A 22,348-nucleotide genomic window follows, 5' to 3' on the forward strand; every position below is an offset into this window, starting at 1 on the left:
TGTGTTTCTCTCTCGTCGTCATTGCGAGGAGCGTGAGCTTCGAAGCAATCCAGTCTGCATCCGAGGAGAAAGTCTGGATTGCTTCGCTACGCTCGCAATGACGGGCGCTGATATTTCTTACGCCCCGATCGCGATTTTCGGCTCGGCGTCCGCGTTGGCGGCCATCTCGCGCAGCGCGCGCCGGTATTCGACCGGCATCACCTTGCGGAATTTTGGCAGCCAGTCCTTCCAGTTGGCCAGGATGTCGGCGGCGCGCCTGGAGCCTGTCGCCTTCGCATGGCGCGTGATCAGGACGTGCAGCCGCTCGACGTCGGAGGCGAGCAGGTCCTTGAACACGTCGACCCGGCCGTGCGCTTCGAGGTCACCGGAGTGGTGATAGGTGCCGGCGTTGATCAGCTCTTCCGACAGCACCGGCTCGAGCTCGACCATCGCCATGTTGCACAGCCTGTCGAAGTCGCCGGTCTCGTCCAGCACATAGGCGATGCCGCCGGACATGCCGGCCGCGAAGTTGCGTCCGGTCTTGCCGAGCACGACCACGATGCCGCCGGTCATGTATTCGCAGCAATGGTCGCCGGCGCCCTCGACCACCGCCACGGCGCCGGAATTGCGCACGGCAAAACGCTCGCCGGCGATGCCTCGGAAGTAGCACTCGCCTTGAATGGCGCCGTACATCACGGTGTTGCCGACGATGATGCTCTCTTCCGGCACGATGCCGCTGTTGGCCGGTGGCTTGACGATGATCTTGCCGCCCGAGAGGCCCTTGCCGACATAGTCGTTGGCTTCGCCTTCGAGCTCGAAGGTGACGCCTTGCGCCAGCCAGGCGCCGAAGGCCTGGCCGGCGGTGCCCTTGAGGCTGACATGGATGGTCTCATGCGGCAGGCCGGCATGGCCGTAGATCTTGGCGACCGCACCCGACAGCATCGCGCCCGCGGAGCGGTTGGTGCTGTTGATCTTGGCCTCGATCTTCACCGGCGCACCGCGGTCGAGCGCAGGCGTCGCCTGCTCGATCAGCGTGCGGTCGAGCACCGCTTCCAGATGATGGTTCTGGCGCTCGGAGTGATAGATCTTCTGGCCCTTCTCTTCCTTCTGCTTGACGAAGAGCTTGGAGAAATCGAGCCCCTTGGCCTTCCAGTGCGCGACCAGCTTGGTCTGGTCGAGCAGCTGCACCTGGCCGATCATCTCGTTGAAGCTGCGGAAGCCGAGCGAGGCCATGATCTCGCGGACCTCCTCGGCGACGAAGAAGAAGTAGTTGATCACATGCTCGGGCTGGCCGGTGAAGCGCTTGCGCAGGACGGGGTCCTGGGTCGCGACGCCGACCGGGCAGGTGTTGAGATGGCACTTGCGCATCATGATGCAGCCGGCCGCGATCAGGGGCGCGGTGGCGAAGCCGAACTCGTCGGCGCCGAGCAGCGCGCCGATCACGACGTCGCGGCCGGTGCGGAAACCGCCGTCGACCTGGACCACGATGCGGCTGCGCAGCCGCTCGCGCACCAGCGTCTGGTGGGTTTCGGCGAGGCCGATCTCCCACGGCGAGCCGGCGTGCTTGATCGAGGTCAGCGGCGAAGCGCCGGTGCCGCCCTCGAAGCCCGCGATGGTGACATGGTCGGCGCGCGCCTTGGCGACGCCCGCGGCTACGGTTCCGACGCCGATCTCCGAGACGAGCTTGACCGAGACCGCGCCGTCCGGGTTGACGTTCTTGAGGTCGTAGATGAGCTGCGCCAGATCCTCGATCGAGTAGATGTCGTGGTGCGGTGGCGGCGAGATCAGGCCGACGCCCGGCGTCGAATGCCGGACCTTTGCGATGGTGGCATCGACCTTGTGGCCGGGCAACTGGCCGCCTTCGCCGGGTTTTGCACCCTGCGCCATCTTGATCTGCATCATGTCGGAGTTGACGAGATACTCCGTGGTGACGCCGAAGCGGCCCGAGGCGACCTGCTTGATTGCCGAGCGCATGCTGTCACCGTTCGGCATCGGCTTGAAGCGGTCGGCTTCCTCGCCGCCTTCGCCGGTGTTCGACTTGCCGCCGATCCGGTTCATGGCGATCGCGAGCGTGGTGTGCGCCTCGCGCGAGATCGAGCCGAAGCTCATCGCGCCGGTGGCGAAACGCTTGACGATGTCCTTGGCCGGCTCGACCTGGTCGAGCGGTACCGGCTTGCGCTTCTCTTCGTCCGCATTCTTGATCCGGAACAGGCCGCGCAGCGTCAGGAGACGCTCCGACTGCTCGTTGAGGATCTTCGCGAAGGCGCGGTAGCGTTCCAGCGAATTGCCGCGCGCGGCGTGCTGGAGCAGCCCCACCGACTCGGCGGTCCATGCATGGTCCTCGCCGCGGCTGCGATAGGCATATTCGCCGCCGACATCGAGCGAGGTCTTGTACACGAGCGCGTCGCCGAACGCGTCGGCATGACGGCGCACCGCCTCTTCGGCGATCTCGCCAAGACCGACGCCCTCGACGCGGGTGTGCGTGCCCGCGAAGAATTTTCCGACGAATTCCGCCTTCAGGCCAATGGCGTCAAAGATCTGCGCGCCGCAATAGGACTGGTAGGTCGAGATGCCCATCTTGGACATCACCTTGAGCAGGCCCTTGCCGATCGACTTGATGTAGCGCTTGACGATCTCGTAGTCGTCGAGCGAGCCGGGCAGGCGGTCCTTCATCGCGATGATGGTCTCGAACGCCAGATACGGATTGATCGCTTCCGCGCCGTAGCCGGCGAGACAGGCGAAGTGATGCACTTCGCGCGGCTCGCCGGATTCGACGACGAGGCCGACCGAAGTGCGCAATCCGGTGCGGATCAGATGATGATGCACGGCGGCGCAGGCCAGCAGCGACGGGATCGGAACCCGGTCGGTGCCGACCATGCGGTCGGACAGGATGATGATGTTGACGCCCTCGCGCACCGCGCTCTCGGCGCGCGCGCAGAGCTCGTCCAGCACCTGGTCCATGCCGGCCGCGCCGAGGCCGGCGTGGAAGGTGGTGTCCAGCGTGCGCGACTTGAAGTGCGACTCGGCGACCTCGGAGATTGAGCGGATCTTTTCGAGGTCCGCGTCGGTCAGGATCGGCTGGCGCGCTTCGAGGCGCTTGGTAGTGGCTAGGCCTTGCAGGTCGAACAGGTTCGGCCGCGGTCCGATGATGGAGACGAGGCTCATCACCAGCTCCTCGCGGATCGGATCGATCGGCGGATTGGTGACCTGCGCAAAGTTCTGCTTGAAGTAGGTGAACAGCGGCTTGGCCTTGGCCGACAGCGCCGAGATCGGCGTGTCGTTGCCCATCGAGCCTGCGGCTTCCTCGCCGGTGGAGGCCATCGGCGTCATCAGGATGGTGATGTCTTCCTGGCTGTAGCCGAACGCCTGCTGGCGATCGAGCAGCGACAGGTTGGAGCGCACGCCGGTGGTCGGCACCTTCGGCAGCTCTTCCAGCACGATCTGGGTCCGCTCCAGCCACTCCGTGTAGGGATGGCTCCTTGCGAGCTCGGCCTTGATCTCGTCGTCGGGGATGAGGCGGCCCTGCTCGAGGTCGACCAGCAGCATCTTGCCGGGCTGCAAGCGCCACTTGGTGATGATCTGGTCCTCGGGAATCGTCAGCACGCCCATCTCGGACGCCATCACGATGCGGTCGTCCTTGGTGACGAGATAGCGCGCCGGCCGAAGGCCGTTGCGGTCCAGCGTGGCACCGATCTGGCGGCCGTCGGTGAAGGCGATCGCGGCGGGGCCGTCCCACGGCTCCATCAGGGCTGCATGATATTCGTAGAAGGCGCGGCGCTTCTCATCCATCAAGGGATTGCCGGCCCACGCCTCCGGAATCATCATCATGACGGCGTGCGGCAGCGAGTAGCCGCCCTGCACCAGGAATTCGAGTGCGTTGTCGAAGCAGGCGGTGTCCGACTGGCCTTCGTAGGAGATCGGCCAGAGCCGGTTGATGTCCTTGCCGTACAGCTCGGAGCTCACCGAGGCCTGGCGCGCCGCCATCCAGTTGACGTTGCCGCGCAGCGTGTTGATCTCGCCATTATGCGCGATCATGCGGTAGGGATGCGCCAGCGACCACGCCGGGAAGGTGTTGGTCGAGAAACGCTGGTGCACGAGCGCCAGCGCGCTCTCGAAATCCTTCTCGTGCAAATCGGGATAGTACTTGCCGAGCTGGTCGGCGAGGAACATGCCCTTGTAGATCACGGTGCGGCAGGACATCGAGCACGGATAGTAGCCGGCGAGGCCGCGGTCGCGGCGCTGATAGATCGCTTGCGAGATCGACTTGCGCAGGATGTAAAGCCGGCGCTCGAAATCGTCCTCGGTCTTGGCGGTGCCGTTGCGGCCAATGAACACCTGCATGCAGGCGGGCTCGGTCGGCTTTACGGTGACGCCGAGCGAGGAATTGTCGGTTGGCACGTCGCGCCAGCCGAGCAGCGTCAGGCCCTCTTCCTTGATCTGGTCGGCGATGATGCTCTTGATGACGTTGCGCCAGGCAGTGTCGCGCGGCATGAACAACGCGCCGATGGCGTATTCGCCCGGATTGGGCAGCACGAAGCCGAGCTCCTTCGCCTTGCGGCTGAAGAAAGCATGCGGGATCTGCACCAGAATGCCGGCGCCGTCACCGGCGCGCGGGTCGGCGCCGACGGCGCCGCGGTGCTCGAGGTTACAGAGGATGCTGAGCGCGTCCGCGACGATCTCGTGCGACTTCTGGCCCTTGATGTTGGCGATGAAGCCGACGCCGCAGGAATCTTTTTCCAGGCTCGGATCGTACAGGCCTACGGCCGGCGGCCGTGAATTGTGTTCCTGAATCGGATCGGTCGTTTTCGAGGCGACCGTCGCCGACAGTTGTTCTGCCACGATGTTTCCGCGCTCGACTTGCGACCCGTTCATGTTCTCGTCCTCTCCATGCGGCAAGCTGCCTCACCGCCATCTTCGGCGCACCTTGGGCGTCCCGCGGCACCCGCTTCTGGGTCACCGCTCGTCCGCTCGCGAGCCGCATTTTCTTAAATTCAGGCCAAGGCGTTCTTCGTCCCCGAGAACGGCTTTGCCTGTTGCCTTCTTGGCGCTCGAAAGCACCGACTTTCGTTGCAATCCCTATGCCGGAACCGCAAGCAAAATTGAGACAGTCTTCCTGTCCTAACCATCACCTTGCCAAATTTTTGTCTATCACACAAGCGCGCGCAAGTCCCGATTCCCCATATGTCAATCAATCGCTTTCCAAAAGTTGCGCGGCCCCGGTTTTGAAGCAAACGCGCCCTGATCCGGCCCTGCCGACGCCGGAATCCCCAATGAAGCTTCGGATCAACCCTTTGGAAGACCCGCCACGCCGCAAGAAGCAAAAGAGCGCGATCCATCCGGGGGCCTGACAGGAGCGTCTCGACCATGAAGTTTTTCACAGGATGTGTGGCCGCCGCCACGCTGGCGCTGGCCGCGACCGCGGCTCAAGCGCAGGTTCCAGCGCGAGGGGCGATGATCGCGGTCTCGGATTTCGACGCCCCCTATGCGCCGTCGGAGGCCGCGCCGCCGCCGCGCTACGGCTATGGCTACGAAGAACGCGGGCCGGCCCCGGTGCTGCTGCCATCGACCGAGGTCTACGCGGTGCTGCGCGAGAACGGCTTCTCTCCACTGGGCATCCCGCGCCTGCGCGGCGGCGTCTACACCATCGCGGTGATTGACCGCCGGGGGGAGGACGGCCGGCTCGTGATCGATGCCCGCGACGGAAGGATTTTGCGCTTCATGCCGGCTGCCGACGCCTACGGCATGGCACCCGGCTACGAGCAGCCTGCGGTTGCACCTTACCGCCCGCAAAGCGCGCTGCCGCCGCCGACCATGGTCCGCAGTGGTCCGCCCCGCCCTCCGGCCCCGATCCCGCATGTCGCCAGCCGTTCCGTGCCGCTGCCCAAGGCGGCTCCGCCGCGCGAGGCCCCGGGCGTCCCCGCCAAGCCGGCCGAGCCTGCGACGCCGCAGGCCCAGGTGCCGCAGGCACAACCTGTGACGCAGACCGCGGCCGCCGTGCCGTCCAAGCCCGCTGAGGTCGCACCGCAAGCCGCCGCGCCAACCGTAGGTCAGGTCAAGCCTGCCGCGACTATCCTGCCTACGCAGGAGATGCCGGCGGCACAGGGGCTGGACTAAGCGCGGGCGTTTGAGGCGATGGCCCGCATCACCCCAACGGTGTCGTCCTGGCGAAGGCCAGGACCCATACCGCGAGGTGCATCATATGAGTGACGCGGGAGTACCGAACTCCGAATCTTCGCCAAACTCCTCCCTGTGGTTATGGGTCCTGGCCTTCGCCAGGACGAGGTTGGGGAGAGAGTTAGCGCAAACAGAAGGCGTCTCAGCACTCAGGCGCCTTCTGAACCATGACGAGCGCGGCTCAGCTCCGGCCATACCCCGCCGCTTCCAGGATCAAATTCGCCACCTCCTTCGGATGCGACACCAGCGACAGATGGCCGGCGTCGAGCTCGATCGTGGTTGCGTTCATGCGCTTGGCGAGGAAGCGTTCGAGATCGGGATTGATGGTGTAGTCGTTCTTCGACACCGCGTACCAGCTCGGCTTGGAATGCCATGCCGCCTCCGTGGTGCGACCGGCGAAGATCGAGGCGGCCGTCGGCCATTGCACGGCGTAGAGCTCCTTGGCCTGCTCCGGCTTAACGCCATTGGCGAAGTACTTCAGGAAGGCGTCTTCTGACAGCTTGGTGTAGCCGTCGCGCTCGACGACGCCGGCGCGTGCCGGTCCCGCCGGAAACTGCTTCGACAGCGCGACAAAATCCTCGTTGGCATCGGGCGCACGGGCGGCGACATAGACGAGGCCGGTGACCTTCGGGTCGGTGCCGACCTGGCTGATCACGGTGCCGCCCCAGGAATGCGCGACCAGCACGGTCGGACCATCCTGTTCGGCCAGCACGCGCTTGGTCGCCTCGACGGAATCCGCAAGCGACGACAACGGATTTTGCACGGCAGTTACGTTGAGCCCTGCGGCCTGGAGGATCGGGATCACTTCCGACCAGCTTGAGCCGTCGGCCCAGGCGCCGTGCACCAGCACAACGTTCTTGGCCTTTACGGTCTGCGGCGTCTGCGCGTGAGCGAGGCTGAGAGGGGCCGCCAGCAGGCTCGCGGCGACGAAAAGGCTGCGCCAGAAAGTCATGATTGTTCTCCGTCTTGTTTTTGGGTTCGATATCCAAAAGACGATGCGCGGGGCGGCGGTGTTACGCCATTTCACCGCTCTGTGATGCGGCGCAACAGTCCAGCACGGCCGTTCAGCAATCGGTGACGTCCCGGCGACGACCGAGACCATCCTCTCTGGTAAGGTATGGCAGATCCGTCGTTCGGTATTTCTTCCGTGCACGATTGATCGATCTCGCGGCAGGATTCCCCGGCTCTCGCCGGGACGAGGAGAGCCCAACAAAAAAACGCCCCGGGGCACCGGGGCGTTTTCGCAACCTGGAAGCGGCCGACGTGATTTACGCGGCTACCGAGTTCTCGATCACCTGTGCGCCTTGCGCACCGGTGTTGATCGCGATGTGGCGGGGCTTCTTCGCTTCGGGAATCTCACGGACGAGGTCGACGTGAAGCAGCCCGTTCTCGAGCGAGGCGTTCTTCACCTGCACGAAGTCGGCAAGCTGGAAGGCGCGCTCGAAGGCACGCGCGGCGATGCCACGGTACAGCACTTCGGCCTTCGAGTTCTCGTTGGCGACTTTCTCGCCCTTAATCGTCAACGTGTTTTCCTTCGCGACGATGGAGAGCTCATCCTTGGCAAAGCCCGAAACCGCAACGGTGATGCGGTAGTCGTTCTCACCGGTACGCTCGATATTGTAGGGGGGATAACCGGGGCTGCCGTCCGAACCGGCCTGGTCGAGCAGGTTGAAGAGACGGTCGAAGCCGACGGTGGAACGGTAGAAGGGGGTCAGGTCGTAGGTACGCATGGTCAAGTCCTCCATTGAGCGACTGTTGAGTAACCCGCCCGCCAATCGGGCCGGGCTTTCGTCTGTGTGCAGCCTGATGTTCCGGTTCCGAAACACTGGTAGCGGCCTGCACCAAGGTGATATGGGTTCAGGGGAACGGCGTTCAAGAGGGCGGATACTCAGCCTTTTCGGCGCTCCCGCCCCTGATTTGCAGCTCTTCGTGCCCAAGCCCTCCCCATCATGACGCTGGTCTCGATACCGTCCAATCCCGTTCCCGAAGACGTCGTCAGCGGCACCATCAAGACCCCTGATGGCGTCGAGCTGCGCTTTGCGCGCTGGGCACCGCCGGCGAACCGCAAGGGCACGGTCTGCGTCTTCACCGGACGCAGCGAGCAGATCGAGAAGTATTTCGAGACCGTGCGCGACCTGCGCGACCGCGGTTTTGCGGTGGCGATGATCGACTGGCGCGGGCAGGGCCACTCCTCGCGCCGCCTGCGCGATCCGCGCAAGGGCTATGTCCGCGACTTCGCTGATTTCGAGATCGACGTCGAGACCTTCGTGCAGCAGGTGGTGCTGCCGGATTGCCCGCCGCCCTTCTTCGCGCTCGCCCACTCCATGGGCGGCACCGTGATGCTGCGGGTGGCGCATGCGGGCAAGCGCTGGTTCGACCGCATGGTGCTGTCTGCGCCGATGATCGACCTCCCCGGCCGCGCCACCTCGTTTCCGGCGCGGGCTCTGCTGAAGACGATGCGCGTGCTGGGGATGGGCGGCCGTTATGTCCCCGGCGGCAGCGACCAGATCACCGGGCTCAATCCCTTCATCAACAATCCGCTGACCAGCGACCCCGTGCGCTATGCGCGCAATGCCGCAATCCTGGAGGAGGATCCGACCCTCGGGCTCGCGTCACCGACGGTCGCCTGGGCCGATACCGCCTTCCGCGCGATGAACACCTTCAAGGGCAAAAACTACCCGTCCGAGATCCGTCAGCCGATCCTGATGCTGGCGGCCTCCAGCGACACCGTGGTCTCGATCGCGGCGATCGAGGAGTTCGCCTATCATTTGCGCGCAGGCTCCCATCTCGTGATCGCCGGTGCCAAGCACGAGATTCTCCAGGAGCAGGACCGCTACCGTTCCCAATTCTGGGCAGCCTTCGACGCCTTCGTGCCAGGCACGCCGCTGTTCAAGTGAGGGGAGGCGATGCTGCCCTGCGACCACACGCCGGCATGCCGGGACAAGCCCGGCCATGACGAGGAAGTAGCATCACCCACTACAGCGTCTTCAGATACTCGATCAGATCGTAGCGCTCGTTGTCGTCCTTGAACACGCGGCCGATGACACCGGGACGTTTTTCCTCGCCCGGCTTGCGCTCGAAGGAATGGCCGAGCACGCTGTTGCCCTGGATCGGATCCTTGTCCGACCCGGCCGAGAACTCGGTTTCACCCGTCTTGCACTTCTCGTTGGCGGTGACCGCAAAGCCGACGGTCACGGGATCATAGTCGCGGCGGCCCATGCAGAATTTTTGCGGGCGCTCGCTTGCAGGCTTCAGCAACCAGTAGAGAGAGGGCACCGAACCGTTGTGCAGATAGGGTGCCGTGGCCCAGACGCCGTTCAGCGGCCGTGCCCGATAGCGTGCTCCCCCCACCGGATTGAGGCAGTTCTTGCGCGCGAGATTCCACAATTTCGACCGCTCGGCGTCCGGAGTCTTCTCGTCGTCCATCCATTTGCGGGCGACGAGATCCACCACCGTCATCAACCCGAGCGCATAAACCATCTCGGTCGGCGAGCTTGCGGTCGAGACGTCGCATTGCCACCATTTCTGGAGGTCGGCCGTATTCACCTTCAGGAAGCCGGGCAGATCGACGATCCTGTTGCTGAGCACGAGCGACTGTTCGGGATCCGTCTTGATCTCGTCGAGGGGGATCGTCACCGCGTTCAGCACCTTGCTGTCGCCGCTCGGCTCCCAATGTCCCGACGACCAGAAAGCCGGGGTGTCGATCGCCGGCAGATGGCATCCGGAGCACATCTCGGCGTAGATCTTGCGGCCATTGTCGACCTTCTTTTGATCGAGCCTCCAATTGTCGCCAAGGATCTGCGAGGGCCATTTCGGCGCCAGCAGGCCGCCGAACTTCGGGCCGGTGGAGGGATCTGCCGTCTTGAACGGGTCTGGCCCCCTGAGCATGTCCTCGATCCAGCCGAGCGTGTTGATATGAACCGAGGAGCGCCACAGCCTGTCCTCCGGGTAGGCGTCGGACAGGTTGAGCAGCGCCGTCACGCCGAGGGCTTCGCCGGCGTTGCGGATCAGCGGCTGCTCGATCGAGGCGTCGTACTGGGCGAACTTGAACCAGGGCACGGTCCAGATCGGGGGATAGCTGACCGGCGCGTCCTGGGCGTGCAGGTTCTTCTCGAATCCCTTGATCCCGCTCAGCGCGAGATCCTGCGAAAAAACTTGATTGCCGATGCGATTGAGAGCGTCGAGGCGACCGAACCCTTCCTCGGTGTCCTGCTGCTGCCTGCCGTTCCAGGTCTTCTTGCCTTCAATCGTCTTTTGCTGGGTTTGCGCCCAGTCGATCAGGAAGTTGCCGATCGCGCTGAGCTTCTGCTTGAGCGCGGCGCGGTCAGCCTTGCTGGCATCGGGGCCGAGCACGCGATCGGCGAAGCGCTGGAAGCGGAACGGCACGTAAAGCGTGTAGGCGATCGACAGGCCGGTGGAGACCTCGAGCTTCTTCAGGTCGGTCATGGCCGGGCCGCCGTCGAAACGCACGTCCACGCCCTGGTAGTGGATCTGGCCGGTATGGCAGGCCGCGCAGGTCAGCCCGATCTTGTCCTCTTCGCGACGGCCGGTCGCGGGATCGACGACACCGGTCATCCGTGCGAAGCCGACCGGCAGGCCGTCGACGTTCTCCGCCGGCGTCCACCTGGTCGACCAGTCCGGCACCTGTGTCGTCTCGTAGACATTGGCATAGCCGAAGCGGCGCAGTGACGTCGCGTCAGTCTGGATCGACTGCGGGCTCGGGATGAACCCGAAGCGCTCGAGATAGGTGCCGTCCGTCATCATGCCCGGCGCCGAGAACAGATGCAGGCGCGGCTGCTCCAGGGCCATGAACCATTCATAGGGCACCGGGAAGGTCGCTGTGCCCTGGCTGGCATGGTGAAACCAGTGCCTGTCCTTCAGCGACCAATTCTGTTCGAGCCAAAAGGCCGCCTTCGTCTCCGGGACCGTGGGCAAGGGTGGCGGCAGGAGATTCACGAGAATTCCCTTTTGCGGCAGCATGGCGCGCACCTGGTCGGGAAATTCGGCGACCGCAACGAGCAAGGCGAGACCGAGGGCGAGCAGCAGGGCCGCAACCTTGAGGGCGCCCCGCACCACACGCTGGCAGGTGGACAGCACCGGCTGCGATACCAGCCGCTGGTTGATGCGAGCAGGGAATTGCCGCTCGTTGAACAGAGTGCGCACGTCGGCCACGCTGAGATAGCGGTCCTCACCCGCGCCCTTGCCCATGATCTTCAGGAGGATCGGCCACTCGAACTTCATCAGCAGGGGGTAGTACCAGCGCGCGGCGCTGCCGGCGCGCTTGAGGTTGTCGCGCATGAAGACGCCGATTTCCGAGGCGTTGAGACCGGGCTCAGAGCCGCCGCCGTTCGGATCCCGGTAGTCCCGGCCGAAGCTCGCAAACCGCGCAAGCTCGTCCTCATCGACCTTGCCGTCGACGCCGAGGACGCGCGAGCCGGCACCGCGCTTGTCGAGAGGGCCGCCACGCAACGCGTCGAGCTGTGCGCCCGAAAATATGCTCTTCAGGATGTGACCGAGCCCGTTGGCGATAAGCGCAACGCCGCGGACCTGGATGCGGGCCGAGACCTTCTTCAGCCCGGTCTCGCCGCTCGCATTCGCGATCGTTTGCGACAGCGTGCCGAGCGGAACGGTTCTGCCGTCAACAAACCCCTCGCCGACGAGGCCGCGGAGGAATGGACAGGGATTGTTCGGGGAGACCTGGATCGAAGGGTCTAAGGAGGGCTTCGGAGCCGAGTCATGCATGGCCCAAATCCTGAAAACGGCGAATCGTGAAATACAGACGCGGCGATAGAGCGCGGAAAGTCCTGACAAACCGACAACACGTTATACTACTTCAGCGTGTAGCCGAGTGTGGCTGAATTCACTGTCGTGTCAATAAAGGCGGAGGGGACATTGCCGCGTGGCCGCGGCTGGCTCTCAGGATTCGGCGACGCGTTTGACGTCGCTCGAAACCAGGGTCAGTTTGCCGAGCGGCACGCCCGCATTCAAGAGTCCGGCGCGGTAATGGGCGAGGTCCTCGGGCCGCTTCCAGTGGAAATTGCGCAAATGGCGGTCGACATTGAGAGTCGGGTAGTTAGCCATGAGCACGCGGGTCGCCTCGACCGCCTCGTCGCCGCGTCCCAATTGCGCCAGCGCCGCGGCGCGGATTGCCAGCGCCTGCAAATGGTTCGGGTTGATGTAGAGCTGTTCTCGAGCCCATGACAGAGTCGCGTCATATTGGCCCAGCAGATAATGGCTGAAGGCGTTCAGTGCGGCCCATTGGTAGCGCGGATCGCTGTTGTCGCGCTGTGCGGCCATCGAGAACAGCTCGATCGCCTCGCGGTGCTCGCCGATGACGAAATGGCAGATGCCGAGCACGCCGCGCGCGCCGTTGTCGTAGGGGTTGAGCGCGACGGCGCGCTTGGCGGCGTCCATCGCGGCCTCGTAATGCCCCTCCAGCGCGTGGGTCCAGGACAGGATCGAGAACGCAAATGACGAGCGCGGATCGAGCCGAACGCTGGTTTCGGCAAGCTTCATCGCCTCGGCCCACATCTCGCGCGTGCCCTTGACCCAGCCGAACTGGATGCTCTGGATCTGAATCGTGGCGAGATAGGCGTGCGCAATCGACAGCTTGGGCTCGAGCCTGATGGCCTCCCGGAACAGGTCGACGGCGATGGCCAGGTCTTCCTTGGTTTGCCGATAATAGTGCGACAGTCCTTTGAGGAAGCGGTCCCAGGCGGTGACGTCGGTCGAGAGCCGCGCCGGCGCCGAGGCTTCGGCCCGGACGATCTCGGTGGCGATGGCGGCGGACAGGTTGGTGGTGATCTCGTCCTGCATCGCGAAGAGATCGCCGATGTCGCGGTCGTAGCGGCCAGTCCAGAGCTGCTCGCCGGTCTCCGGCGCGATCAGCTCTGCGGTCACGCGGATCTTGGCTCCGGCACGCCGCACCGAACCCTGGATCAGATAGGTGGCGTCGATCTCCCGCGCGATCAGGCGGGTGCTGGCGTTGTTGCCCTTGAACACGAACGTCGAGTTGCGGCTCAGCACGCGATAGAAGGATTGCAGCGACAGCGCGTGGATCAGATCCTCGGTCAGGCCGTCGGAGAAATACTCGTCCTGTGCGTCGCTGAGATTGGCGAAAGGGAGCACGCCGACGATCGCGGTGCGATACTGCTGCGAGAGGGCGGATGCCTCCCTCAGCGCGGGCGCAAGCGCCGGTGCACCTTCAGGCGTCCAGGTCCAGACCCCGATCGGATCCTTGATGTTCTTGAAGCGGTGGTTGCCGGCATCGACCAGCGGCACGGTGAGATGCTTGCTGGCCTCCTTGTAGGCCTTGGCCGAGATGGCGAAGCCGCCGGGGCTCGCCACGGCTTCGAGGCGGACGGCAATGTTGACATCGTCACCGAAGACCTCGTCCTCGTCGGCGATGACGTCACCCATATGGATCCCGAGGCGGAACTGCATGGCGCGATCGGCGGGCAGATGGTGATTGCGCTCCGCCATCAGGGTCTGCATCGCGATCGCGGCCTCGGTGGCGCCGACGATCGAGGGGAATTCCAGCAGGAAGCCGTCGCCGGTGTTTTTGACGACGCGGCCGCCGTGATTGAGGATGATGGGATGGATCGCGCTGCGATGGGCCTTGAAGGCGGCATGGGTGCCGGCCTCATCGGTGCCCATCATGCGCGAATAGCCGGCGACATCGGCGCAGACAATGGCAGCCAGACGTCTTTCCATATTCCGGAGCTCCAAGAGACTTGCAAGAGACTTGGAAGAGATCGAGGACCGGCCACGGCGTGGCAGTCGCCTCGAATCCCGCATTCAAAGAACCCGTTCCTTATAGAGCAGATGAGGCCGAGCGAAAGTATGATCCGCATTGCAAATTCGAGGTAAATCCTCGGCAATCCGGCAGTGGACGGGGACGAGCGAACGCACTAAGCCGACCTCTTGGGCTACGGTTGGGCGGCGGAGGCACGTCACACATGCTGGGCATTCACGAAATCTGGCTCTTCGTCCTGTCGGGCGTGCTGCTCAACATCACGCCGGGGCCTGATACGGTCTATGTGATCGGCCGCAGCATGCAGCTGGGCTGGCGAGGTGGCGCCGCGGCCGCGCTGGGCATCAGTTGCGGCTGCTTTTTCCATGTCGCGGGCGCGGCAATCGGCCTTTCGGCCCTGCTGATGGCCTCATCGACCGCGTTCTCGATCCTGAAGCTGGTCGGAGCGGCCTATCTCGTCGTGACCGGGCTTCAGATGCTGTGGTCGCGCCCGGTGCTGGCCTCGGCCATCGACGAGCCTGTGCAGAGCTCGCTGCGGCGGGTTTTCCTCCAGGGCGTCTTCACCAACGCGCTCAATCCCAAGGTCGCGCTGTTCTTCCTTGCCTTCCTGCCGCAATTCGTCGCAGCGGACTCGGCGCACAAGCCGCTCGCCTTCCTGATGCTGGGCCTGATCTTCATCTGCACGGGAACGCTGTGGTGCCTGGTGCTGGCGGCGTTCGCGGCAAGGGCCGCCCACCGCTTGCGGAGCTCCGAAGGCGCGGTCGCCTGGGTCAACCGTACCCTCGGCGGCCTCTTCATCTATCTCGGCATCCGCGTCGCCATGCTGGAGACGCGGTAACGTCCTTTACGCGAATTCCTTCAGCAGCGCGCTGCCGGCGAGATAGAGGCCGAGCAGGATCATCGCGATCAGGAACCAGCGGCGAAACGCTTCCGCCGGCATCCGCGCCCGCACCGTTTGGCCGATATACATGCCGGCAAACGCGCAGGCCATGCCCACGGCGCCCGGCACCGCGTTGGCCGGCGTCAGCAATCCCCCCGCGGTGAGATTGAAGGCGAGCGCCAGTGTCGCTGTCGTGAAAAACACGCCGAGCGCCTGCACCAGCTCGTCCTTCTCCATGCCGATCGCCTGCATGAACGGCATCGAGGGGATCACCTGCACGCCGGTCGAGGCCGAGATCACGCCGGTGACCACGCCGACCACGCCGCCGACCCATTTCTCGTTCTTTGGCGCAACATGAAACTGGAATTTGTTCAGCCCGATGATCGCGTAGATGACCAGGAGCACGCCGAGCACGATCGTGCCGTAGCGCGCATGCGGGCCGGTGAGCGCGCCGGCATTGAGCCAGCACCCGATCACGGTGCCGATCATCAGCGGCCACAGCCGCCTCAGGATATCGCGCAAATGGGGGCCGACGAAGGTCTGCCAGATGTTGGTGACGATGGCGGGGACGATCACGATGGCGATCGCGCGGCTCGGCGCCATGCTCACCGCGAGCAGGCCCATGGAGACAGTCGGCAGGCCGAGCCCGACCACGCCCTTGACGAATCCGGCGATCAGGAAAACGGCGGCGATGAGAATGAGGAGCGGGTCGATCATATCTGCACATTGACCGATGCAGCGCGCCGGCACAATCTGTAGCTTACGGAGAAAGCCTTCGTTTGGAACGAAGGCTGAAGGGACCCCCGATGCGCTTCGACCTCGTCGACCTCCAGCTGTTCATCGCGGTCGCCGACCAGCGCAGCATCACCCGCGGCGCGGAGCGGTCGCATCTGGCGCTGGCCTCAGCCAGCGCGCGCATCAAGGGGCTGGAGGATGCGCTCGGCGTCGCGCTGCTCAAGCGCGGGCGCCGCGGCGTTGAGTTGACCTCGGCCGGCGAGAGCCTGCTCGATCACGCCCGTCTCGTCATTCACCAGATCGACGCCATGCGCGGCGATCTCGCCGGCTTTGCCAGCGGCGTGCGCGCCAGCGTGCACTTCCTCGCCAATACCTCGGGGCTTTCGGAGCATCTGCCGAAGGCGCTCGCCGGCTTCCTGCGCGAGCATCGCGACGTTGCCATCGACATCGAGGAGCGCGAGAGCACCGACATCGCGGCCGCGATCACTGCGGGCGCGGCCGATCTCGGCTTCGCCGCCGAGCACGCGCTGCCCGATCATATCGAGCGATTCGCCTTCAGCGAGGATCGCCTGACGCTGGTGACGTCTAGGCGCGGCCCGTTCGCCGGCCGCCGCGCGATCGATTTCCAGGAGGCGGGCGCTTGCGACTTCGTCGGGCTGACCAGCGCCACCGCGCTTCAGGTGCATATTTCGAAGCACGCCGCCCGGCTCGGCATGCGGCCGCATTACCGCGCACGCTTGCGCGACTTCGATGCGATCTGCCAGATGGTCGCCGCCGATGTCGGCGTCGCGCTGGTGCCCGAAGCCGCGGCCCGCCGCTGCGCAAAACTGATGCCGCTCGCCATGGTCCGCCTGCGCGATAGCTGGGCCAACCGCAAACTCGTGATCTGCGCGCGAAGCTTCAAGACACTACCGCGCCCGGCGAAGATGCTGGTGGAGCATTTGCGGTCTGCGGCGGTGTGAGTTCTGGGATTTCCCCTCCCTTTAGAAGAGGTTAAGACGCAGCTACTTCGCCGTCTCCACGCCAGCGTCCTTGATCACCTTCGCCCATTTCTTCGTCTCGTCCGCGATGAATGTGCGAAAATGCTCCGGCTCATCGCCGACCAGCGTCGCGCCCTGGGCAGCGAGCTTTTCCTTCACCGCCGGATCCGCCATCGCCTTCGTGGCCAGATCATGTAGCGCGGTGACGATCTCCTTCGGCGTGCCCTTCGGCGCGACCATGCCGTACCAGTTCTCGATGCGCAGATCCGCAAAGCCCGCTTCCGCGGTGGTCGGCACGTCAGGCGCCGTCGGCGAACGCTCGGCGGAGCCGACCGCGATCGGTCGCAGGGCGCCCGCCTTGACCTGCGGCAGCAGCACGGGGAGGTCCAGGAACGTCATCTGCACCTGCTGGCCCAGCAGATCGTTCACGGCGGGCGCCGCGCCGCGATAGGGCACGTGCACGATGTCGATCTTGGCCGTCAGCTTGAACAATTCACCGGCGAGATGCGGCAGGCTGCCGGGTCCGGAGGAGGCGAAGTTGAGTTTTCCCGGCTGCGCCTTGGCGAGCGCGATCAATTCCGCGATGTCCTTTGCGGGGACGTTGGTGGCGACCACCAACATTTCCGGCACGGTTGCGACCAACGTCACGGGCGTGAGGTCGTTGAGCGTATCGTAGGCGACCCTTTCCATGCTCGGGCTGATCGCCAGCGCGCCGGCGCTGGAGATCGCGATGGTGTAGCCGTCAGGTGCAGCCTTGGAGACGGCATCGGTGCCGAGCACGCCACCCTGGCCGCCGCGATTGTCGATCAGCACCGGCTGCCCTGACAGTTCCGACATGCGCTGGCCGATCACCCGCGCGATGATATCGTTGGGGCCGCCGGCCGGAAACGGCACGATCAGCTTGATCGGCTTGGCCGGGAAATTCTGGGCGGAGGCGAGCGTCGGAAAAAGAAGCAAGGCCGCGAGAAGGAGCGTACGCCGGTTGGTCATGCAGGCTCCTAGATCGCCTAGCCGTTGAGCAGTTTCAGTGCTTCTTCGTGAACCCTGGCGTCGCCGGCCGCGACGATGCGGCCGCCGCCCTGGGCCGGCTTGCCTTCCCAGGTGGTGACGACGCCGCCGGCACCGGTCACGATCGGGATCAGGGCTGCGATGTCGTAAGGCTTCAGCTCGGTCTCGACCACGAGATCGACGTGACCTGCCGCCAGCATGCAATAGGAGTAGCAGTCGCCGCCATAGCGCGACAGCCGCGCGCCCGTTTCGATGCGGCCGAAGATGGCGCGGTCGCGCTCGCTCATCAGCAGCGGGCTGGTGGTGTAGGTCGTCGCCTCCGACAGCAAGGCGCAGCGCCGGACCTGGAGCCGGCGCTCGCCGGACGGGCCTTTATAATGAGCCGAGCCGCTGTCGCCGGAAAAGCGTTCGCCGATGAAGGGCTGGTGCATCATGCCGTAGACCGGCGTGCCCTTGTGCAGGAGCGCGATCAGCGTGCCCCAGATCGGAAAGCCGCCGATGAAGGATTTGGTGCCGTCGATGGGGTCGAGCACCCAGACATAATCCGAATCCTCGCGCTCGTTGCCGAATTCCTCGCCGACGATGCCGTGCTGGGGAAAGTTGGCCTTGATCAGACGCCGCATCACCGCCTCCGCGGCGCGATCGGCCTCGGTCACGGGGTCGAAATCCTTGGTCTTGCTCTTGTCCTCGATCGACAGCGAGGTGCGGAAGAACGGTAGGATGGTTTCGCCGGAGGCGGTGGCGAGCCGTCCGATGAAGGCGGAGAAATCGATCACCGTCACGGCGTATCCTCAAAAAAGCGAAAGTCGGGTGAAGCTCACTCCTGCCTAGCTCAAATCGGAAGAATCGTGCAGCGCTGTCTTGCTTTTGCACCCTGGTATTTTGGATGCCGGATGCGTCCCTCCTTCAAAGAACTTGGCTGGCCAAAAATCGATCATTGAGTTGAAACCTTAGTTCCGGATCTGCCTCGTTCGTATGCAAATGACTATCAACCCATTGAATTTCCTTATCAAAGGAACTGAATCTGGGTTTCTCTAGAAGCAACCGAGCTATGTCCTCATTGCATGGGAAACCGGTCGAAAGCCCTTGCACTTTGTGCGTCGCGGCCGCATATTGTTGCGGTGCGGTAGCGCTTCTCGCGTTACTGCTGCCCTCCTTGGGCGTTTCCTCCCTAGACTTGGGCCGCTTCTTCATTAGAAGCGGCCCTTTTTTCTTTCAGCCTCTGCTTTCTCTCGGCATCGGCTTTCATTTCGATGCTCGCCGCGAAACGCATTCGCGCTGATCGCACCCAACACAATTGTTCGAAGAAAACGTCGCGCCTATTCAGCCGCGGCCTGGAACGGGCCGAGATCGCCGAACGGGACCGTGGTCGCCAGCACGTCTGCGAGCACGCCGAAGTCCGACGCCACTTGTGCAAAGCGCGGACTGCGCTCGCGCCGCCGCTCGTCCATGTAGATTGCGCGGTTGAGCTCGAGCTGCACGGCATGCAGGCCACTGGCCGGGTTACCGTAATGCTCGGTGATGAAGCCGCCGGCGTAGGGCTTGTTGCGGCCGATCGAATAGCCGAGGCCGGCCATGGTCTCCTCGACCCGGTCGGGCAATAGCGGCGTGCAGCTCGTGCCGTAGCGGTCGCCGATGACGATGTCGGGCCGGCGCGGCTCGTCGCGGGAGACGCCGACCGAGGGCATCGAATGGCAGTCGACCAGCACGACGGTGCCGAACATCTGGTGCACCTTGTTGATCAGCCGGCGCAGCGCGCGATGATACGGCTTGTACAGCGTCTCGATCCGCCCCAGCGCGTCGTCGACCAGGATGCGCTCGCGATAGATCTCCTGGCCGTCGCCGACCACGCGCGGAATGGTGCCAAGTCCGCCGGCAACCCGCATCGAGCGGGTGTTGGCAAAGCTCGGCAGGCGCCCGGTGAACATCCGGGGATCGAGCTCATAGGGCTCGCGGTTGACGTCGACATAGGAGCGCGGAAAGTTGACCCGCACGGTCGGAAAGCCGCGCTCGCTGAGATGGCCGATCAGCTCGTCCATGAAGGAATCTTCGGAACGCCGCAGCGTCGGCAGGTCGATCCTGGAGGCGCTGAGGAATTCGTCCGGATAGGTCGAGCCGGAATGGGGCGAGTTGAAGATAACCGGCGCGCGCCATTGCGCGGGCTCAACGATCTCGAAGGCTGGCGACTTGTCGCCGTCAAACCGGGTCATCTTCTCAGGCTTCGTCCCTTGGTGTCAGGCTTCGCCCTTGGCAATCAGGCTCCGCCTCTCGGTATCAGGCTTCGCCCTTGGCGCATTGATTCGGCCGATCGGGCGGCTCTTATGTGTCGTCATTGTCCGGAATCGCAACCATCCTGCCAAGCGAAAAGATGAGATCTGCGCTGGAACATGTCTTAACCCTGCGGGCAGCGAGGTGGGGACCGGCAGGTACGGCTCGATTGCTTCGTGCCGTATTCCGGTTCACAAGAGTCCGGCAGCGCGAGCTGCGGAGGGTAAAGATTTTCACCCCAAATTTACCCTCCGTCGGGCTTAGTGACCTCCGCTGATATCCTCTGGGGATTCGACATTTCCGCCATGCCAAAGATCCTGCTCGCCGAAGACGACAACGACATGCGCCGTTTCCTGGTCAAGGCGCTGGAAAACGCCGGTTTTCAGGTCTCGTCCCACGATAACGGCATGGCCGCCTATCAGCGGCTACGGGAAGAGCCGTTCGAGATGCTGCTCACCGACATCGTGATGCCGGAGATGGACGGCATCGAGCTCGCCCGCCGGGCCTCGGAACTCGACCCCGACATCAAGATCATGTTCATCACGGGCTTCGCCGCGGTCGCCCTGAACTCCGATTCGGATGCCCCCAAGAACGCCAAGGTGCTGTCCAAGCCCGTGCATTTGCGCGAATTGGTCAGCGAAGTGAACAAGATGCTGGCGGCCTAAATCGGCCCCCTTCCGTCCTTGCACCGGCTCCCGTGAGCCGTTATAGGGACCCGACCCGATCTAGAGACATCTAGGGCGCGTAGCTCAGCGGGAGAGCACTACCTTGACATGGTAGGGGTCACAGGTTCGATCCCTGTCGCGCCCACCATCCTTCGCTCGCGATAGCCGAGTGAAGGATGCCACGCCGAAGCCCAACGGGCGCAGGCGGGCTGCCGCCGCGAGGTTCGGCTCGGCAAGCCACCAATCTCATTTCGGCGAAGCGTGTCCGGTGTAGCTCGAAGAGCGTAGACGGACTGGAGCGGCAGCCTCCTTCGCCGACACACCGCCGCTAAATCCCCTATTTCAGTTCCGTGTTTGCGACCGGAAGGATGGAGGCGACGTGCCAGCCGTCCGCATCCTGAACGTAGGTCTGGCTGATCAGAAACGTATTTTGTTGTGGCGGCTTGCCCGGAAGGCCGCGCGTAAAGACGATCGGCACGAGGATCTGCATGATCTCGTTCGAGATCACGGCGACGCGGAATTTCGACATGTCGGGTTCGAGGTGCCAGGTGCCCTCGTAATAGGTCTTGAACCGCGCGGCGACCTCATCGCGACCGCGCGTCTCGATGTTTCTGGCAAACAACAGCGTTCCGGCTGAATTCAGGAGCATGGCCTTCATGGCGTCCGCATCATGCGCATTCTGCGCCGCGATGAATTTCTCGAAGATGGTTCGTGCTTCGGCATCATTTGCGGCAGCCTGCGCGCCTCCGGCCGGCCAGAACGTTGCGGCGAGAAACAGCGCTGCGGCAAACGCCGCAACTTGAGGGCGCCGTGAAAACACTCGTGGCGTGAAATTGCCTGAAGGCATTTTAGGTCGGATCATGGTCACCTCTGGTCATTTGCCGGCGGAATTTGAATGGTGAGCGTCATACCATTGTGGCCAGGTCGATGTTTTCAGGATTGCACGATCGGCGATGACCCCGACATCACGGAAACGTAGGCTTCCGGATGCCACGGGACCAGGCAAGCAAACCCTCGCCGCGAGCAGCGAGTTGAGTTATCGTCTTGTGGTGTGAAGTAACCCGGATGAAGGTTGCCCATGAGCGTGTCCGTCATCGAGCAGGCAAAGATCCAGGCGCAGGTGCTGGTGCCCCTGGTTAAGGCGTTGCAGGCCGAACTCGGCGAGGCGCGCGCCAATGCATTGGTGCGCAAGGCGCTTGGCGACCTCTATCGCGGCTTCGGCGAGGAATTCTGGAAGGCAAAGAACAGCACGAACAACGAAGCCGATCTCGGCAAGGCCGTCGCGTCGGCGTTCAAGACCTATGCCCGAGACGACGCGCTCGCCTATGACATCATCGAGCAGACCCAGGACGCCTTTGCGTTCGACGTGACGCGATGCGCCTATGCCGAGTTCTACAAGGCGCTGGGCGAGCCGGAGCTCGGTTTCCTGCTGGTCTGCACCGCCGACTTCGCGACCGCTGATGGATTTGGCGCCGACGTCAGGCTCACGCGCACGCAAACCATCATGCAAGGCGCGTCCCATTGCGATTTCCGCTACTGGCGCGACGAGCGCGGATCAAAATGAAGGGAATGCGGGTGATGCGGGCGAGCTATGTTGCCCTGATGGTGCTGGCGCTGATGTCGTCGCGCGCCGCTGCTGCGGTCATCGACTGGCAGGCCGAACTGCAGCGCTGCCGCGCATTGCGCGAAAGCGTGGCGCCGCTGCTTCAGGCCGGCGAGGGCATCTCGGCCGTCGGCCGCTCCAACAGATCCATCCGCCGCTGCATCTGGATCCAGCGCATCGCGGTGCGCAGGAAGATTCCCGGCGCGGAGGTTTGGTAGCGTAGCTGGTCATGCAGCGCTGCTGTCTCACACTCCGTCATCGCGAGCGCAACGAAGCAATCCAGACTGTTTCCGCGGAGGGGTT

At 64.1% G+C, this 22,348-nt stretch carries 17 protein-coding genes and 1 tRNA gene; 8 read left to right on the plus strand and 10 right to left on the minus strand.

What is annotated here, in order from left to right; all coding sequences use genetic code 11:
- Window positions 1–117 precede the first annotated feature (117 nt).
- Window positions 118–4,851 (minus strand): glutamate synthase large subunit, encoded by a 4,734-nt coding sequence (gene gltB, locus IVB50_RS33935; RefSeq protein WP_026232514.1) that lies wholly within the window; start codon window positions 4,849–4,851, stop codon window positions 118–120.
- A gap of 492 nt (window positions 4,852–5,343) precedes the next feature.
- On the opposite strand from gltB, the gene IVB50_RS33940 reads away from it, so the two are divergent.
- Window positions 5,344–6,093, plus strand: a complete 750-nt coding sequence (locus tag IVB50_RS33940) for a hypothetical protein (RefSeq protein WP_018453336.1) — start codon at window positions 5,344–5,346, stop codon at window positions 6,091–6,093.
- 241 nt (window positions 6,094–6,334) lie between these two features.
- Here the strand turns inward: IVB50_RS33940 and IVB50_RS33945 are convergent, their stop codons facing one another.
- Together IVB50_RS33945 and IVB50_RS33950 are read right to left on the minus strand one after the other, a co-directional pair.
- Window positions 6,335–7,105 carry an alpha/beta hydrolase gene (locus tag IVB50_RS33945; RefSeq protein ID WP_018453337.1) on the minus strand — a complete coding sequence of 257 codons (771 nt, stop codon included), beginning with the start codon at window positions 7,103–7,105 and terminating at the stop codon, window positions 6,335–6,337.
- Window positions 7,106–7,421: 316 nt separating this feature from the next.
- A complete protein-coding gene (locus IVB50_RS33950) occupies window positions 7,422–7,883 on the minus strand; it encodes an Hsp20 family protein (RefSeq protein WP_026232515.1) in 462 nt (153 codons plus the stop codon).
- Between the two features lie 219 nt (window positions 7,884–8,102).
- Between IVB50_RS33950 and IVB50_RS33955 the strand changes: the two genes are divergently transcribed.
- Window positions 8,103–9,050 (plus strand): alpha/beta hydrolase, encoded by a 948-nt coding sequence (locus tag IVB50_RS33955; RefSeq protein WP_018453339.1) that lies wholly within the window; start codon window positions 8,103–8,105, stop codon window positions 9,048–9,050.
- Window positions 9,051–9,129: 79 nt separating this feature from the next.
- Here the strand turns inward: IVB50_RS33955 and IVB50_RS33960 are convergent, their stop codons facing one another.
- Entirely contained in the window at window positions 9,130–11,895 is a 2,766-nt protein-coding gene (locus tag IVB50_RS33960; RefSeq protein WP_085350689.1) for a di-heme-cytochrome C peroxidase, read from the minus strand.
- A gap of 174 nt (window positions 11,896–12,069) precedes the next feature.
- Entirely contained in the window at window positions 12,070–13,866 is a 1,797-nt protein-coding gene (locus IVB50_RS33965) for a tetratricopeptide repeat protein (RefSeq protein WP_162496403.1), read from the minus strand.
- A gap of 245 nt (window positions 13,867–14,111) precedes the next feature.
- On the opposite strand from IVB50_RS33965, the gene IVB50_RS33970 reads away from it, so the two are divergent.
- A complete protein-coding gene (locus tag IVB50_RS33970; RefSeq protein WP_018453342.1) occupies window positions 14,112–14,744 on the plus strand; it encodes a LysE family translocator in 633 nt (210 codons plus the stop codon).
- 6 nt (window positions 14,745–14,750) lie between these two features.
- Here IVB50_RS33970 and IVB50_RS33975 read toward each other — a convergent pair whose 3' ends face one another.
- Complete coding sequence (locus tag IVB50_RS33975) at window positions 14,751–15,503, minus strand: sulfite exporter TauE/SafE family protein (RefSeq protein WP_018453343.1); 753 nt, start codon at window positions 15,501–15,503, stop codon at window positions 14,751–14,753.
- Window positions 15,504–15,592: 89 nt separating this feature from the next.
- Between IVB50_RS33975 and IVB50_RS33980 the strand changes: the two genes are divergently transcribed.
- Complete coding sequence (locus IVB50_RS33980; protein WP_018453344.1) at window positions 15,593–16,483, plus strand: LysR substrate-binding domain-containing protein; 891 nt, start codon at window positions 15,593–15,595, stop codon at window positions 16,481–16,483.
- A 42-nt stretch (window positions 16,484–16,525) separates the two neighbouring features.
- Here the strand turns inward: IVB50_RS33980 and IVB50_RS33985 are convergent, their stop codons facing one another.
- The 3 genes from IVB50_RS33985 to IVB50_RS33995 all read right to left on the minus strand — a co-directional run bounded on the left by IVB50_RS33985 (window position 16,526) and on the right by IVB50_RS33995 (window position 19,719).
- A complete protein-coding gene (locus IVB50_RS33985) occupies window positions 16,526–17,491 on the minus strand; it encodes a tripartite tricarboxylate transporter substrate binding protein (RefSeq protein ID WP_018453345.1) in 966 nt (321 codons plus the stop codon).
- A gap of 17 nt (window positions 17,492–17,508) precedes the next feature.
- Window positions 17,509–18,291, minus strand: a complete 783-nt coding sequence (gene hisN / locus IVB50_RS33990) for a histidinol-phosphatase (RefSeq protein WP_018453346.1) — start codon at window positions 18,289–18,291, stop codon at window positions 17,509–17,511.
- Between the two features lie 537 nt (window positions 18,292–18,828).
- Complete coding sequence (locus tag IVB50_RS33995) at window positions 18,829–19,719, minus strand: N-formylglutamate amidohydrolase (protein WP_018453348.1); 891 nt, start codon at window positions 19,717–19,719, stop codon at window positions 18,829–18,831.
- Window positions 19,720–20,082: 363 nt separating this feature from the next.
- Here IVB50_RS33995 and IVB50_RS34000 point away from each other — a divergent pair, with 363 nt between their 5' ends.
- Together IVB50_RS34000 and IVB50_RS34005 are read left to right on the plus strand one after the other, a co-directional pair.
- A complete protein-coding gene (locus tag IVB50_RS34000) occupies window positions 20,083–20,442 on the plus strand; it encodes a response regulator (protein WP_007597092.1) in 360 nt (119 codons plus the stop codon).
- 73 nt (window positions 20,443–20,515) lie between these two features.
- Window positions 20,516–20,590 (plus strand) — tRNA-Val (locus tag IVB50_RS34005).
- Window positions 20,591–20,779: 189 nt separating this feature from the next.
- On the opposite strand, the gene IVB50_RS34010 is transcribed toward IVB50_RS34005, so the two are convergent.
- A complete protein-coding gene (locus tag IVB50_RS34010) occupies window positions 20,780–21,304 on the minus strand; it encodes a nuclear transport factor 2 family protein (protein ID WP_026232516.1) in 525 nt (174 codons plus the stop codon).
- A gap of 216 nt (window positions 21,305–21,520) precedes the next feature.
- Between IVB50_RS34010 and IVB50_RS34015 the strand changes: the two genes are divergently transcribed.
- Both IVB50_RS34015 and IVB50_RS34020 read left to right on the plus strand, forming a co-directional pair.
- Window positions 21,521–22,006, plus strand: coding sequence for an L-2-amino-thiazoline-4-carboxylic acid hydrolase (locus IVB50_RS34015; RefSeq protein ID WP_018453351.1), 486 nt, complete (start codon window positions 21,521–21,523; stop codon window positions 22,004–22,006).
- Window positions 22,003–22,263: a hypothetical protein gene (locus IVB50_RS34020; protein WP_018453352.1), complete on the plus strand. Its 261-nt coding sequence runs from the start codon at window positions 22,003–22,005 to the stop codon at window positions 22,261–22,263. Before IVB50_RS34015 ends, IVB50_RS34020 begins: the two co-directional genes overlap by 4 nt.
- The last annotated feature ends 85 nt before the right edge of the window (window positions 22,264–22,348 follow it).

Source organism: Bradyrhizobium sp. 87 (genome assembly GCF_023073015.1).
GTDB lineage: Bacteria > Pseudomonadota > Alphaproteobacteria > Rhizobiales > Xanthobacteraceae > Bradyrhizobium > Bradyrhizobium canariense_D.